Origin of the sequence: Sporosarcina sp. P12(2017) (genome assembly GCF_002743035.1) — a bacterium.
GTDB lineage: Bacteria > Bacillota > Bacilli > Bacillales_A > Planococcaceae > Sporosarcina > Sporosarcina ureae.
The window spans coordinates 13,229-29,053 of sequence record NZ_PDYL01000004.1 but is presented as its reverse complement, the minus strand read 5'-3'; the positions used below and the strand labels follow the sequence as shown (position 1 = coordinate 29,053).

The 15,825-nt window shown below is 42.6% G+C and carries 14 protein-coding genes; 7 read left to right on the top strand and 7 right to left on the bottom strand.

The window, feature by feature from the left end; genetic code table 11:
• Positions 1-25 precede the first annotated feature (25 nt).
• The 5 genes from cls to CSV80_RS04025 form a co-directional block, all read right to left on the bottom strand.
• Positions 26-1,477 (bottom strand): cardiolipin synthase, encoded by a 1,452-nt coding sequence (gene cls / locus CSV80_RS04045; RefSeq protein WP_099669866.1) that lies wholly within the window; start codon positions 1,475-1,477, stop codon positions 26-28.
• A gap of 100 nt (positions 1,478-1,577) precedes the next feature.
• On the bottom strand, positions 1,578-2,753 hold the full coding sequence (locus tag CSV80_RS04040; RefSeq protein WP_099669865.1) for an MFS transporter: 1,176 nt from the start codon (positions 2,751-2,753) through the stop codon (positions 1,578-1,580).
• A 535-nt stretch (positions 2,754-3,288) separates the two neighbouring features.
• Positions 3,289-5,694, bottom strand: coding sequence for a heavy metal translocating P-type ATPase (locus CSV80_RS04035; protein ID WP_099669864.1), 2,406 nt, complete (start codon positions 5,692-5,694; stop codon positions 3,289-3,291).
• A 20-nt stretch (positions 5,695-5,714) separates the two neighbouring features.
• The gene (gene copZ / locus CSV80_RS04030) at positions 5,715-5,924 is read right to left on the bottom strand and encodes a copper chaperone CopZ (RefSeq protein ID WP_099669863.1); all 210 of its coding nucleotides are present in this window, start codon (positions 5,922-5,924) and stop codon (positions 5,715-5,717) included.
• 12 nt (positions 5,925-5,936) lie between these two features.
• Positions 5,937-6,266 carry a metal-sensitive transcriptional regulator gene (locus tag CSV80_RS04025; protein ID WP_099669862.1) on the bottom strand — a complete coding sequence of 110 codons (330 nt, stop codon included), beginning with the start codon at positions 6,264-6,266 and terminating at the stop codon, positions 5,937-5,939.
• 232 nt (positions 6,267-6,498) lie between these two features.
• Here CSV80_RS04025 and CSV80_RS17455 point away from each other — a divergent pair, with 232 nt between their 5' ends.
• The gene (locus tag CSV80_RS17455; RefSeq protein WP_155979540.1) at positions 6,499-6,648 is read left to right on the top strand and encodes an Lmo0850 family protein; all 150 of its coding nucleotides are present in this window, start codon (positions 6,499-6,501) and stop codon (positions 6,646-6,648) included.
• 69 nt (positions 6,649-6,717) lie between these two features.
• Here the strand turns inward: CSV80_RS17455 and CSV80_RS04020 are convergent, their stop codons facing one another.
• Positions 6,718-7,062 carry a zinc ribbon domain-containing protein YjdM gene (locus CSV80_RS04020; protein WP_099669861.1) on the bottom strand — a complete coding sequence of 115 codons (345 nt, stop codon included), beginning with the start codon at positions 7,060-7,062 and terminating at the stop codon, positions 6,718-6,720.
• A gap of 74 nt (positions 7,063-7,136) precedes the next feature.
• Positions 7,137-8,321 carry an FtsW/RodA/SpoVE family cell cycle protein gene (locus tag CSV80_RS04015; protein ID WP_099669860.1) on the bottom strand — a complete coding sequence of 395 codons (1,185 nt, stop codon included), beginning with the start codon at positions 8,319-8,321 and terminating at the stop codon, positions 7,137-7,139.
• A gap of 217 nt (positions 8,322-8,538) precedes the next feature.
• On the opposite strand from CSV80_RS04015, the gene CSV80_RS04010 reads away from it, so the two are divergent.
• The 6 genes from CSV80_RS04010 (at position 8,539) to CSV80_RS03985 (ending at position 15,770) form a co-directional block, all read left to right on the top strand.
• The gene (locus tag CSV80_RS04010; RefSeq protein ID WP_099669859.1) at positions 8,539-9,600 is read left to right on the top strand and encodes a D-alanine--D-alanine ligase; all 1,062 of its coding nucleotides are present in this window, start codon (positions 8,539-8,541) and stop codon (positions 9,598-9,600) included.
• A 14-nt stretch (positions 9,601-9,614) separates the two neighbouring features.
• A complete protein-coding gene (locus CSV80_RS04005; RefSeq protein ID WP_199083925.1) occupies positions 9,615-10,985 on the top strand; it encodes a UDP-N-acetylmuramoyl-tripeptide--D-alanyl-D-alanine ligase in 1,371 nt (456 codons plus the stop codon).
• The gene (locus CSV80_RS04000; RefSeq protein WP_099669857.1) at positions 10,982-11,674 is read left to right on the top strand and encodes an alpha/beta hydrolase; all 693 of its coding nucleotides are present in this window, start codon (positions 10,982-10,984) and stop codon (positions 11,672-11,674) included. Before CSV80_RS04005 ends, CSV80_RS04000 begins: the two co-directional genes overlap by 4 nt.
• 429 nt (positions 11,675-12,103) lie before the next feature.
• Entirely contained in the window at positions 12,104-13,624 is a 1,521-nt protein-coding gene (gene cshA / locus CSV80_RS03995; RefSeq protein WP_099669856.1) for a degradosome RNA helicase CshA, read from the top strand.
• Between the two features lie 138 nt (positions 13,625-13,762).
• Positions 13,763-14,242: a PH domain-containing protein gene (locus CSV80_RS03990; protein WP_029054729.1), complete on the top strand. Its 480-nt coding sequence runs from the start codon at positions 13,763-13,765 to the stop codon at positions 14,240-14,242.
• On the top strand, positions 14,235-15,770 hold the full coding sequence (locus tag CSV80_RS03985; protein WP_099669855.1) for a PH domain-containing protein: 1,536 nt from the start codon (positions 14,235-14,237) through the stop codon (positions 15,768-15,770). Before CSV80_RS03990 ends, CSV80_RS03985 begins: the two co-directional genes overlap by 8 nt.
• The last annotated feature ends 55 nt before the right edge of the window (positions 15,771-15,825 follow it).

The following is a 15,825-nucleotide window of genomic DNA, read 5'->3' as shown; positions in this document are numbered from 1 at the left end:
TAAATCTTCTGCCGGCCGTTTTGGTCTATAAGATGGGTGAAAGTAAGCGAGAGATGGATTCCTTTACTTTAATCAATCGTTCACGTTCCAAATAAGCATCCAGTGTTAGCTCGGTTGAGCTTTGGATATCTTGCTCAAAAATTTCTGCCAACTCATGTGATTTTTCTCGATCATAGATAAAAGCATTCACTTCGAAATTCAAGCGGAAACTACGAACGTCTATATTCGCTGTTCCAACAGATGATACTTGATCATCCACTACAATTTGCTTGGCATGGATGAAACCATTTTCATAAATGTATACTCTTGCACCAGCTTTTAATAGAATGCCGACGTTCGAATAGGTTGCCCAGTAAACGAACATATGATCCGGTTTATTGGGAATCATTATTCGTACGTCTACGCCTGATAGACATGCGATCCGAAGCGCGTCCAACATACTTGTATCTGGAATAAAATAAGGCGTCTGAATATAGATGTAGTCTTTTGCCAGAAATATCATTTTCAAATAGCCATCTTTAATATCTTCCCACTCGGAATCAGGTCCGCTAGATACAATTTGCAAGCCGACATCTCCTTTGCGAGGAATGGCTGGGAAGAATCGTTCATTGTATTGAATATTCGTTTTAGGTGATGCTTGATTCCAATCGAGTATAAAACGAGTCTGTAATGGATGAACCGCACTTCCTTCGATTCGGAGATGGGTGTCGCGCCAGTATCCGAACTTTTTGCTGAGCCCCAAATATTCATCCCCGACGTTAAATCCTCCGATGTAACCAATTCGCCCGTCGATAATGACGATTTTCCGATGGTTTCGGTAATTTAAGCGAGGATTGATTAATGGTAGCAAGGCGGGGAAGAAGGCAGCTACTTCACCACCGCTCTCCATCAATTTATGAAAGTTTTTCACATGCAAACCACGTGAACCAATATCGTCAAACAGCATCCGTACTTTCACACCTGATTTTGCTTTATTGATTAGAATCTCTTCAATCTGCTTTCCTATACCGTCTAGTCGGAATATATAATACTGAATATGGATATGATCACGAGCGTGTTCCAAGTCTTCAAGCAATGCGTCAAATTTATCGCGTCCGTCCGTGTAAACTTGCACATCATTATCTTGTGTTAGTACGGAATGATTATTGCGTAAATGCAAATAAATCATATCATCATATTCTTCTGTGTCATTTTTTAGAAACTCAAACGTCTCGTTTTCTATGGCCTCGAGCTGATAATTAATCAGTTTCTCAATACCGATCTTATTTCTACCTTCCCAGCGGAATAAGTGTTTTTGACGTAATTGCCGACCGAGTAATAGATAGATAATGAAACCTAAAATAGGAATAAAAAACAGCACAAGCAACCATGCCCAAGTACTTGTAGGATCCCGACGCTCTAAAAATATCAAAGCAATCGCGAGAAATATGTTAATAATCAACGTGCTTGTGATAATCAAACTAATTACTTGCGTCATATGCTTCCTCCCGTAGGATATATACTATTCCTTTACTATAGCGGAGTTGCTAATAATAACCTATATATATAAAGGAAGGTGAAGTATTTTTTGCTTTATTTCAAGCAATTGCATCTGGTATGTTTTGCAGAGAGCGAGAGGATTTCCGGAAAATAAATACCAGCCCTATGGATAGTAACGCTATGATAGCGGAAACAAAGTACATATTACCTGCTTGCATTGTGAATACCCATGTAAATAACAAGGGACCAATAATACGCCCCATATTATCCATCGAGTATGAGAGACCTGCTGCGGTGCCATACATACCACCTGATTCTTTAGTTGTGAGAGATACGAGTACGGTCCGGACGAGTGCGTTACCAGCAGTGAATACGCTCATCGCAAAACCTGCCCATAGTAAGCTTGTGGAAAATGGAATGAGTATGAGGCCAATTGCCGTAACGACCTGCGCAACGATAATCCACGAAGTTTCGGTACCGTTTTTCACCCGTCGTACTACACCGCCTTGAATTGCTGCATCTACGAGACCGCTAGCCATAAACAAATACCCAAGTTGCAATGGTGTAATTTGAATTTTATCGATTTGGAAGAGTTGGAATGTCGCTTCTACACCGGCAAGTAAAAATGTGATTATGAATGAAGTGATAAATAAATAACGAATACGATACGTCCACAATGTAGAGGCGCCTTTCGGAATAATCGCCCGTTTATTTCCTTCACTATGACGATTAGGCTCTTTCAAAATAATCATAGCGTATACTGTTAATAATACTGTTAAAGTCCCAGAAGCGATGAATGGTAATTGTAAATGAACACCACCCAGAATGCCGCCAATGGCTGGGCCGAAAATGAAGCCAAGACCAATTGACATACCGAGCAGACCCATATACTTATTTCGATTTTCCTCTGTCGTGATATCAGCAACAAAACCAGTTACGGCCGTATACAGCGCACCTGAGAAGATACCACCTACTACGCGTGAAACATAGAGCAATACAATGTGGTGCATGAATGCCGCGAATAAAAAGAAGCTGACGCTGAAGCCAAGCAGCCCGATCATAATTAACTTCTTTCTGCCAGTGCGGTCAGATAGCGCGCCCCATAATGGTGCAGTGAAAAACGAAGACAAGGCATAAATCGTTAGCAAGCCACCGACATGTACTTCCGAAAAACCTTCGGCGAGGATAACCTCAGGTAAAATGGGAATGATGATGCCGAAGCCAAGGTAAACGAAGAACTGAACGGACATTAGTAATAAGATCGTTTTCTTCATATGTAACCTGCTTTCTGAATGAATAGTTTCTTTCTCATCGTACGATGAATAAGGTCAGCATTCAAGTCTTAGCGGAGAATAGGGAGCTAGTATCGACGAGGGGATTGCACCTCCAGCAGAGAACACTTTCCGATAGGCGTGGCTTACCAAATGTAGTTTAGGAAAGCAAAGCGCAAGCTCCTAACGCTTCGACTTTACTCGCAAAAGCTCTCCTTAGCTACGGCTCTCGTTGGTCCATCGGAAGTCGCCGCTATCTTCCACTTCAATCCTAACTTTAAAGTGCAACGACGCAGATTACTCACTAACAATTGTGTGTCATTACAGTTGTCTTTGAACTTAGTTAAGGTCAAGTGCGTTTCAACCTCATGAGCAAATTCAGAACAAATTCCACCCCTAACTTTAATGAACGACAATAAGAAATCCCCACCCCGACACCACTGCCAGCTTTCCTATATATTATAGGGCAAGAACTCCAGCAAGGAAAAAACTGCCCCAAGAAGTCATGTATGACTCCCAGGACAGCTCAATACTTTTCTTAATGCAACTTCACACGCTGCAAACGTAAAGCGTTCAACACAACAGACACCGAACTAAACGCCATCGCAGCGCCTGCTAGCCATGGGGCCAACAAACCGACTGCCGCAATCGGAATACCAATTGAGTTATACGCCAACGCCCAGAACAAGTTCTGCTTTATATTCCGGACCGTCAACTTACTCATTTTCACAGTATCAACTACACGCAACAAATCACCATGCATGAGCGTCACGTCAGCCGCTTCCATCGCGACCGCTGTTCCAGTCCCCATTGCCATACCAATATCGGCTACCGCAAGAGCGGGGGCATCGTTAATACCGTCACCGACCATAGCTACCCGCTTACCCTCAGCTTGTAAGGAGCGGATGACCTCCGCTTTACGGTCTGGCAATACGCCTGCAATGACATGATCGATGCCTGCGGTATGTGCAATTGCTTGCGCTGTCATATGCTGATCTCCTGTTAACATGATGACATTAAGATCCATCGCACGAAGCTCGGCAATTGCTTGCTTCGACGTATCTTTAATTGTATCTGCTACCGCAATAATTGCTTCGTGTACGCCATCCACCGCCATGAACATAACGGTCTTGCCGTCGCCTTCCATTTGTTCTACAGAAGCAATCGTAGAATCAAATTCCACATTATGGTGAGAAAGTAGATTTCTTGTTCCTAGCAAAATGTTTTGTCCGTCAATTACTGTTTGAATTCCGTAACCAGGAATCGCTTCGAATGACTCCACAGTAGGCAATGTAGAAAACTGTTGTAATCCGTGAGCCGTAATGGCTTTTGCAACGGGATGCTCGGAGTCACTTTCAGCCGCAGCAGCAAGGGAGAGCAAAGACATACGCTGTTTTTCATTGCGAACGTGGAAATCTGTTAATTCTGGATGACCTTTTGTAATTGTTCCTGTCTTATCAAAAACAATGGTATCAATGGAACGGGTTTGTTCCATTGCTTCAGCAGTTTTAAATAACACGCCTTCTTCCGCTGCCCTTCCTGAACCTGCCATAATAGAAGTAGGGGTAGCAAGACCGAGTGCACAAGGACATGCGATGACTAAAACTGCAATCATGCTCGTTAGAGAAGCTTCGAAATTACCAGGTGTGACTACGAAATACCATATGAGGAACGTAATGACCGCAATCCCGACGACGATAGGTACGAACACTCCGGATATCCGGTCAGCTAGTCTCTGAATTGGAGCCTTTGAACCTTGTGCTTCTTCTACGACGCGAATAATAGTGGAAAGCATTGTGTCTTTGCCGACATTCGATGCTTTTATCCGTAATGAACCATTAGCGTTCACGGTAGCTGCAAACACTTCATTGCCTGGTTGTTTATCTACAGGTAAACTTTCGCCCGTTAGCATCGATTCATCTACCGCGGAAGATCCGGATATTACCAGTCCGTCTACGGGAATAGAAGCTCCTGGTCGAATGACTAGAATGTCTCCGTGCGTTACTTCATGGATAGATATTTCTACAGTTTCTCCGTTGCGCTCTAAGATAGCCACTTGCGGTTGCAACTTCATAAGATTTTTGATTGCATCTGAAGACCGACCTTTTGCTCGTGCCTCAAATAATTTACCTAATAAAATCAATGTAATCAACACTGCGCTTGTTTCGAAATATAAGCCGTGATCCAATGCATAACCCGTCAATACAAGGTAAACGGAATAGAAATATGCGGCAGATGTACCCAGTACAACAAGTACATCCATATTGGCACTGCCGTTACGTAGTGCGGCATACGCACCTTTATAAAACGTAGCGCCAATCCAAAATTGTACAGGTGTTGCTAATATCCACTGGAAATATGGATTCATAAAAATTTCAGGCACATACATCCAAGAGGTGAAGGAAAAATGTGCAAACATGGTCCATAAGAGCGGCAGTGAAAGAATAGATGAAATAATCAGCTTGCGCGTCTTGTCATCAATATCTTTCTGGCGATGATCCGTTTGACCTTCCGATTCTTCTGTACGAGATTCTGCTTCATAACCAATATTTTTGATCTTTTGTAAAATATCTGTCAATTTCAAAACTGCAGGATCGTAGCTTACGTGAGCTGTTTCAAGTGCTAAGTTGACGGTGGCGGATTGAATGCCAGGCATACGGGACAACACTTTCTCGATCCGTGCGGAACAAGCGGCGCATGTCATACCGCTAACGTTGAGGTTCACATCTTCCATCAACACATCATAACCTAGCTTGCGAATTCGTTCTTCCACTTCAGTTAATCCGATTTGGCTAGAATCAAATGTAACGGCCGCTTTTTCCGTAGCAAAATTGACGTTAGCTGCCGATACACCATTCATACGTTGCAACCCTTTTTCGATGCGGTTAGCACAAGCAGCACACGTCATGCCTGTAATAGCAATATCTCTTTTTTGCTCATTCATGATGCAGGTCACCTCTCTTGTTACGCTTCGACGTCATATCCTTGATCTTCAATAGCTTCTGTCATATGTCCAACGGTAACAACAGATTCGTCAAACTCTACGGCTACGCTATTCGCTTTCAAATCAACTAAAGCACGCTCTACTCCCGATAATTCTGTTAATGTTCCCTCTACTGTTTGTACACAGTGATTGCATGTCATACCTTTTACGTTCAATGTAGTTGTAGTCATTTACAATTCCTCCTATTTTCTAATTAATTTAGCTATTGTTTTAGCTAGTTCGTCTAACACTTCATCGTCACCTTCAGCTAACCTATTTTTCACACAGCCTTTTAAGTGTCCATCTAATAAAACATTCGCCACACTATTTAATGCAGATTGTGTAGCGGAAAGCTGAGTGATAATATCATCGCAATAAACATCGCGCTCTACCATACCTTTTATACCTCGTATCTGACCTTCGATACGGTTCAGACGATGAGTCAAGTTCGTCTTAATTTCTTCCGGATGATGACTCTTACGGCAAGAAGTTTCCACTTCATTTAGAGAAATATCTTCAGGTAGTAACGTCATTCATGATTCTCCACCTTTCGTATATATCCACTTTAATATACGTATAGGGGGTATGTCAAAACATTCGTTTTTACATATTGAGGATAAAAACTTGTGTAAAAGATGAAAATTTTACATAAATGAAAGATTTAAAAGGCAATTAAAGTGGTATAATAAAGACCATAAGAAACTTTTAAAAATCTAGAACTTCACGAGCGATCAAACGTCTATATAACTAACTAGGAAGGTTGAGGTGGAAGAAGTGGCTAAAGAGATGGATTTCAAGAAAATTATTTCCAATTTGGCAAAGCTTGGTGTTTCCGCAAAACTCACAAAATCCAGAAGTGATATGTTGCAAGCATTGGCGCCTGCCGTACAAGCACCACCCGTTCAAGCTAATTAAATAAGAAAGTATACGAAAAGCTCACCCCCGAATATATTCGAGGGTGAGCTTTTCGCGTTAGTTTATGCTTTAAATTTTCTTAACAAACTCCGATTTTAGTTGCATAGCGCCAAATCCATCAATCTTACAATCGATATTATGGTCACCGTCGACTAAGCGAATGCTTTTCACTTTCGTCCCCATTTTCAATGCGTTAGAACTTCCTTTTACTTTCAAATCTTTAATGACGGTTACAGAATCCCCATCCTGCAATACATTGCCATTTGCGTCCTTGATCTCCGGCATACCTGTTTGATCAGATTCTTCGATTGATCCAGGTGTCCACTCGTATGCACATTCCGGACATACGAGAAGGTTCCCATCTTCATATGTATATTCGGATTGGCATTTCGGACAATTTGGTAAAGTTGACATAAAAAAACCTCCCTTTCCTATACATCTTACACAATTTGTGATGGCTCGGAAAGGGAGTCGGTATGCGTTTACAGTTAGTCATTGTTATCCGCATCGAATAAATACGTTCGCTGGTGGAACTTCATACTGAAAATTAAGCCGATCGCCAGCATATTACTGAATAACGAACTTCCCCCGTAGCTAATAAATGGAAGAGGGATACCGGTAATAGGCAACAGTTGGATATTCATGCCTATATTTTCGAATACATGGAACGCAATCATCGCAATGACGCCGGTACAAATATACACACTGAATGGATCGTGCAAAGAAAGAGCAACTTTCGTCAAATGATAAATTAAAATGAAATACAGTGTGATCACTAAACAAGCACCGATAAAACCATACTCTTCTCCTATGACACTGAAGATAAAATCCGTGTGATTCTCTGGGATGTATACAACGCGTTCCAGAAAACCTTTACCCGTCAGTTGTCCTGAGCCTATTGCAGTCATCGCGGTAATCAAGTTATACCCTTCATCTGTCGGGTAAGAGTAGGGATCGAGCCAAGAATAGACACGTTTAAACTGATAAGGTGAAAAACCGAATTTGTCGAGCAGATCTTGTGCGTACAGTGACATCCACAGAATGCCTCCTGCGGCTGCCGCTCCAAATGAAAAGACGGGCACGAGTATTTTCCATGATATGCCTGAAACGATGACGATGGCAGCAGTAATAGAAATGAAGACGAGTGAAGTTCCGAGATCGGGTTGCTTCATGATGAGAAACAACGGAACGACAAGCATCAGCGCAATTTTACCGAGCAACAGTAAATCTGTCGTATATGTCCTGTTTAACGAGCGTTCGTTATGCGTGCTGACCAACTTGGCAAGTCCGATAATAAAGAATGTCTTAATGAACTCGGCAGGTTGGATTGTCCCAATGACAGGTAAATGCAACCAACGTTTGGCGCTGTAGCGCATTTCTGCAATTTGCCCCGGACCACCGGGTGCTAACATAAGAAAGACCAACAAGAAAATACCAAAGCCATAAAAATACCAAGCGAACTTTTTATACTGATCGGGTTCAAAATACATGACCATCGCTACGATGAAAGAACCGAGTATATACCATCTCACTTGTTTTAAAACGAAGTTCTGTGTATATTGCTCAGAGGTTTGAGCAGATCCAATGACGAAAAAACTGACAATCGCGAAAAGCAAAATGATAAAGGCAAGTGTCCAGTCAAATCGTTCACCTAGCCTGTTTGTTTGTTTCAATTATGAACTCACCTTTTCTTAAGCTAGTATTCTCTTACTATAATCACCTATTATATCGCAAAACTTTTTAAGAAGTACACCCATTACTAGACGAGTTGTGAAATGATTGGTTTCTACGAGAAGTAAAAAGAATGAAGAACGTGGGTTTTTCATTCATGAATTGGCTCCGTTCATGGTAAACTGTATGAATGAAAACTACGGAATGTGAGGAGATTACATGAAAAAACGGTTAGGTTTAGTATACGGCGGGAAATCCGCAGAGCATGAAGTGTCGCTTTCTACAGCGCGTGCAGTAACAGAGGCGCTAGATTTAGATAAATATGAAGTATTGCCAATCTATATTACTATGCAAGGTGAATGGTTGAAAGGTGATCCGTTAACTGGGCCTGTTTCTACTATTGAGGCATTACGTCTGAAAAGTGAACAACCAAAGCCTGATCATATTGAAAGTTTTTTACAAGGGGATATGCCCGACGTCATTTTGCCGCTACTTCATGGAACGAACGGAGAAGACGGAACAGTACAAGGGTTGTTTGAAGTGTTAAATATTCCATACGCAGGTAACGGAGTCCTTGCTTCTTCAGCAGGCATGGATAAAGTCGTGATGAAACAACTATTTGCTCAAGCAGGGTTGACGCAAGTTGCATATGTCCACTTTATTCGCAGTACGTGGAAAAATCACGCAGAGCAATTATTAGATCAGGCGGAACAAGAGCTTTCTTATCCGATGTTCGTCAAACCAGCTAACCTTGGATCAAGTGTCGGAATTAGTAAAGCGGATGATCGTGAATCGCTCGAAAAAGCGGTTGAACTGGCATTGAAATTTGATCGTAAAATTATTGTTGAACAAGGCATTGTGGCGCGTGAAATTGAAATGGCGGTTCTCGGTAACGACCACCCTAAGGTATCGGTAGCAGGGGAAATTCGTCCGGTTGCAGATTTTTATGATTATGAAGCAAAATATAAAGATCAAAGCACGGAGTTATCTATTCCGGCTGAAATGCCGGATGCCGTTGCAGAGCATATGAAAGACATGGCAATCCGTGCATTTAAAGTTCTAGACTGTTCAGGACTCGTCCGAGCAGACTTTTTCGTCACAGCAGACGATGAAGTATGGATCAATGAAGTGAATACATTACCTGGCTTCACGCCATCTAGTATGTTCCCGTTACTGTGGCAGAAGTCTGGGCTGACTTATCCTGAATTAATTGATCAGCTAATTGAACTGGCAGTAGAACGGCATACGGAAAAACAGCAACTACAATATACGATGGACTGAGTGGAGGAAGTAACGTGAAACGAAATCTAGTAACGATCCAGCAATGGCTTCAAGCAGAAGGACAGCATATCGCGAACCAACAAGTGACAGGTGTCTGCATCGATTCACGGAATGTGCAAGCGGGTGACTTGTTTATCCCATTTAGAGGAGAACAAGTAAATGGCCATCAATACGTCAGAGGGGCAATTGAACAAGGTGCAATTGCGGCACTTTGGCTGAAAGATGAACCGAATCCGCCAGCCGATATCCCGTTGCTGTTCGTCGAGGATTCAGAGCTTGCATTGCAGCAAATGGCCCGTAGCTACCGAAGTGAATTGACGTGTACTGTCATTGGAGTCACAGGGTCGAATGGTAAAACATCGACAAAAGACCTGATTGCGGGCGTCCTGTCGCCTTATCGCAAAGTAAAAAAAACAGAAGGTAACTTCAATAATGAACTCGGCTTGCCGCTGACTTTACTGTCTGTTGAAGACGACACAGAAGTTGCAATCCTTGAAATGGGGATGAGCGGCTTTGGAGAAATCTCGTTCTTGTCAACGCTTGCTAAACCACAGTTTGCTGTCATAACCAATATCGGTGAGGCACATATGCAAGACCTCGGTTCTCGTGAAGGCATTGCAAAGGCGAAGTTTGAAATCATCGATGGTCTGGTAAATGAGGGTATGTTGCTGTACGACGGCGACGAGCCGTTATTACAAGAATTAGTCAATCGACAAACCGATTTACGTAGCATGTCATTCGGCTACGATCAAGCAGATCTGACTGCGCAGCAAATTACATCTACCGATAAAGGTAGCTCGTTTACTGTATTTGGTAAACTCGAAGCTCACTTCACGATTCCTGTTTACGGTTCTCATCAGGTGAAGAATGCATTGGCCGCGATTGCGATCGCAACAGAGTTGGGTCTGACGGAACAGCAAATCGAAGAATCATTAAGTGAAACAACCTTAACGAATATGCGTATGCAACCTGTTGCGGGAAAAAACGGTTCATTGATTATTAATGATGCATACAATGCAGCGCCTACTTCCATGCGTGCAGCATTCCGTTTTATCGAGGGTACATCCGTTAAAGAAAACAAATGGCTTGTTCTAGGTGATATGCTCGAGCTTGGCACTAATGAACAGCGCTATCACGAAGAGTTGGCGGACGAACTGAAAAAAATGGACCTAAAAGGTATCGCGTTGTTTGGGCCCCGTATGAAGTGGTTGTCGGATCAGTTGAAAAATCATCCTATAGATATCATGTGGACAGCGAATGATGCCGAGTTGCTTGCAGATGCGTTGCGCCCAAAACTAACGGATCAGACAGTGGTGCTTTTCAAAGGGTCTAGGGGGATGAAGCTAGAACGGATTGTAGAGTTGCTCGCTGAGGAAGAATTGTGACGACAGGCGTCCTCATCATTCACGGATTCACGGGCGGTCCTTTTGAAGTCGCTCCGTTTAAACGATTTCTAGAAAATCATACCCATTGGAAAGTAGTAGTGCCTGTGTTACCGGGGCATGAAATGGATCCAGGCGTACTAAGAGGCTCAGCCAAGTCATGGATGATGGTCGCTGAATTAGAGTTAAGAAGACTACAAAAAGAAGTAGATGACGTCATAGTTGTCGGCTTCTCCATGGGCGGCTTGATCGCCATGTATTTGGCCATGCGCTATCCGATAAAAAAGCTTATCTTATTAAGTGCTGCGGCGAAATATATTAATCCACGTATTTTATTGGAAGACGCGAGGATCATGATGAGGTCCCTAAAGCGTAAAGCTTATCCTCCCAACTCGTTCTATCATCTGTATAACTATAAGCTGACACATACACCAGTTCGTATGGCCCTAGAGTTTTTACGTGTCGTTCGCTTAGTGCGACCGTATCACCATCAAGTCAAAACGCCTGTTTGTATCGTGCAGGGGAAGCAAGATGGCATCGTTCCTGCATTCACAGCAGACTTATTGTACGAACAACTAGGGTCAAAAGAAAAACATCTGATATATTCTGAACATGGCAAACATCATATTTGTTATAGCGAAGATCGCCACGTATGGTTCGCAAAAGTACTGAAGTTCATGGATGAAGACTGATTAATGGAACTTAAGCGGATTCGTTGCAGTCTTGTGTAAGCCATGGTAGAATGATAAAAGGAATTGGATACATTTACACGGCACTCTTCCGTTTTATTTTACGGAGAGTACTTTTTTTTGAATAAAACGGTGATTAGTAGGCAAACTAGCAATGACTTGCTGTTTTCACCGCTCGGCAAGGACCGAGCTTTCCTTGTATGTCACAGATTTTACATTGTGCTGTATAAAAATCTGGACGCAATTACGATAAGTGTAATTGATATGACTTCTCTCGACCACAAGAATCCTTCTAGAAGATTCTTTTTATAAACCAGAGATGGATATATCGGAAACGCTCCCAATTTTCAAAGTACATGGCTCGAATTTGCCGCGCTTTCATTTGCAGATGTAACCAATTGTCAAATGGAGAAATAAAGGAGATTGAATATTTTGACGAAGTTTTCAGAATTGAATATTAATGAAACGACACAAAAGGCTTTGCTACGCATGGGGTTTGAAGAGGCAACTCCAATCCAAGAGGGAACAATTACTTTTGGTATGGAAGGCCGCGACGTAATCGGGCAAGCACAAACAGGTACTGGTAAAACGGCAGCATTCGGTATTCCAATCATTGAAAAATTGGATCCAAAGAGCACTGCAGTTCAAGCGTTGGTCATCGCACCAACTCGTGAATTGGCAATCCAAGTATCAGAAGAAATTTATAAAGTAGGCTACGGTAGCCGCGCGAAAGTTCTTTCCGTTTATGGCGGTCAAGAAATCGGACGTCAAATCCGTGCACTTCGTAATAATCCAAATATTGTTGTCGGTACACCGGGACGTATTTTGGACCATATCAACCGTAAAACATTGAAGCTTGATCACGTTCAAACACTTGTTTTGGACGAAGCGGATGAAATGTTGAACATGGGATTCATTGAAGATATCAATACAATTCTTGCAAGCGTACCGGCTGAGCGTCAGACGTTGCTATTCTCAGCAACTATGCCAGCTCCAATCCGTAAAATTGCAGAAACTTTCATGAAAAACCCAGAAGTAGTTAAAATTAAATCCAAAGAAATGACTGTTGAGAACATTGAACAGTTCTTCGTAAAGTCTCATGAACGTGAGAAATTTGATGTGTTATCAAGATTGTTGAACGTTCAACAGCCTGAATTGGCTATCGTATTCGGACGCACAAAGCGCCGGGTAGATGAGTTGGCTCATGCACTAAGTATTCGCGGCTATATTGCTGAAGGAATCCACGGTGACTTGACACAAGCAAAACGTATGTCAGTTTTGCGTCAGTTTAAAGACAATAAAATCGATGTACTTGTAGCAACAGACGTAGCTGCACGTGGATTGGATATCTCAGGCGTAACACATGTTTACAACTTTGACATTCCACAAGATCCAGAGAGCTATGTTCACCGTATCGGCCGTACTGGCCGTGCTGGTAAAAGTGGAGTGGCTGTTACATTCGTAACGCCACGTGAAATGGGTTACCTTCGCATCGTTGAGGAAACGACTAAGAAGCGTATGACTCCCCTACGTCCACCAACTTCTGATGAAGCATTGCTTGAACAGAAGAAAAATGCAGTGGATTCACTAGTAGAAGTAATTGACCAAAAAAATTCAGAGGACTATGCTGGATTAGCAGCGCAATTGCTTGAGAAACATGATGCGAAAGAAATTGTGGCGGCAGCTCTTAAATCATTGACTAAAAACATTGATGAAACACCTGTAAGCATTACAGAAGAGCGCCCATTACCTTCACGCAGACCTTCTTCATCCCGTTCAGGTGGAGGTTATAAAGGTGGCAACCGTAGCGGCGGACGTTCTCAAGGCGGACGCAGCAGAAACTTCAGCGGTGGCGGCTCTGGCGGCGGTTCAAGACGTAGCAGCGGACCTCGCGATGGTGCAAGAAGAGATGGCGGTTCAAGACGTAACAGCAGTAACCGTTCAGAACGATAAGAATAGAAAATATAAAATCCGGGTCTGCATTATAGCAGCCCGGATTTTTTTGTCGTGAATATGATATGATCGACTAGAGTGAAATGTTTTCATGATAGTTTGATAAGTATAAGTAGAAATCTGAAAAGAGGTGGATCTGTGAGGCAACAACCTTCAAATCAAATTTCCAGAAAAGGGTTAACTGTTTGGAGATTATATGGAACGATTCAAAGTGTGATCATTCTGGCAGTAGCAGTCGGATTAGGTTTTTTATCGTACTTTTTTGACTGGCCAATTTGGATTATGATCGTCGTTACAGTAGTTGTACTATTACATGCATTTTTATCGATTTACTTATTCCCGAAAATTCGTTGGCAACGCTGGCGTTATGAAGTACGTGAAGCGGAAATTGAGCTTCAACACGGATTATTCATCGTCAATCGCACACTCATTCCGATGGTCCGCGTTCAGCACGTGGATACAGCAGAAGGACCAATTTTACGTAAGTACGGTCTAGCTTCCATCACGATCTCTACTGCAGCGACTAATCATTCCATTCCTGCGCTCGTGACGGAAGAAGCAGATGAACTACGCAACCGTATATCTACGTTTGCAAGGGTGGCGAAAGACGATGTCTGAACCACGTTATAAACTTCATTGGATATCTGCTGTCGTTGAGACTGCGAACACGCTGAAAGAATTGATTGGTCCATTCGTGATTTTGGTTTTCGTGAATGGTTTCAAAGGAGAAAGTACAGCTCCATGGTATATCCAGTATTGGTCGTTGATTTTATTCGGCGTGCTGATCGTATTCACGTTAGTTTCGGGTATTGTAAAATGGCGCCGTTTTGATTACTGGTTTGAGGATCAAGAATTGCGCATCGTATCGGGTTTGTTTGTGCGGAAAAAGCGTTACATTCCATTCGATCGTATTCAAAGTCTGGATTACACAGAAGGTATTTTTCACCGACCGTTCCAGTTGGTGAAAGTCAAAATAGAAACAGCAGGCTCATCTTCAGGTAAAGATGCCGAGGCCGAATTAACTGCCATCACGAAAGAAGCGGCGCAACAGATTGAAAAAGAAATCAAGCAGGCGAAAAAAGTAAAAGTACTAGGTCCGGAGCCGGTAATATTTGATCAAACAGAGTGGCAATTGATTAGAGACCCGGAGGAAGAAGTGCGGGTAGCGAAACAACCAGCGCCAGTAATTTTCTCCATGACGACAGGTGACTTGCTTATGCTTGCGACAACTTCAGGTGGGATCGGGGTTATTTTATCGGGTGCAATCGTATTTTTATCGCAAATCGAAGAACTCATTCCGTACGATTGGTTGTTCGGAGAGTTGAAATCGTTCATCCGTATCGGTGTCTTCGTCATTGCGATTTTAGTAGCACTCGGTTTTCTTATCGTTTGGATACTATCCGTTGCGATGACATTTCTTGCAAATTATGATTTCAAGGTCATGCGTGAGAAAGATGATTTAGTCATCACGCGAGGGTTGCTCGAGAAAAAAAGAGTTACTGTGCCGTTGAAACGAGTACAAAATATCACGATCACTGAAAACCCTCTCCGTCAACTATTCGGCTATGGAGCGGTCATCATCAACAGTGCTGGGGGAGTGGGAGAAGGTTCTCGAATCAAACTTTTCCCGCTAGCGAAACGAAACCGCATCATTGAACCGTTACAGGAGCTATTTCCTAATATAAATTTCAGTGAACCGACAGAAAGAATTGGTGGTAGAGGAAAACGTTTTTACTATCGTTTTAAGTTACTTGTGACACTAATACCGATAGCGATTGTCTCGTACAACTTTTTCCCATTCGGCTTGCTGATGTTGTTACTGCTGCCGTTGGTAGGTTTGCACGGTATTTGGCAATACAAGACAGCGGCTTACGTCATCTTGCCGAAACAGTTAACGATGCGTTTTCGCACAATCAGCCGGCAGACGGTGTTTACGGAGAAGAATCGGATCCAGTCAATGGAGTTGGATCAGAATTATTTCCATCGCAGAAAAAAAGTTGCGACAATCACGGTCAATGTCAAATCTGGCATGACACTTGACGCCCCAGCCATTCGCCACATGCCTCAGGAAGACGCAGAAAAGTTCCTGTCTTGGTATGAGTACCACTTAGAAAGCGCAGAATCACAAACAGAGCCAGACAACTAAACCTGTCTGGCTTTTGATGCTTAATGAAAGTAAAAAAACTGACGGGGATAGGGGG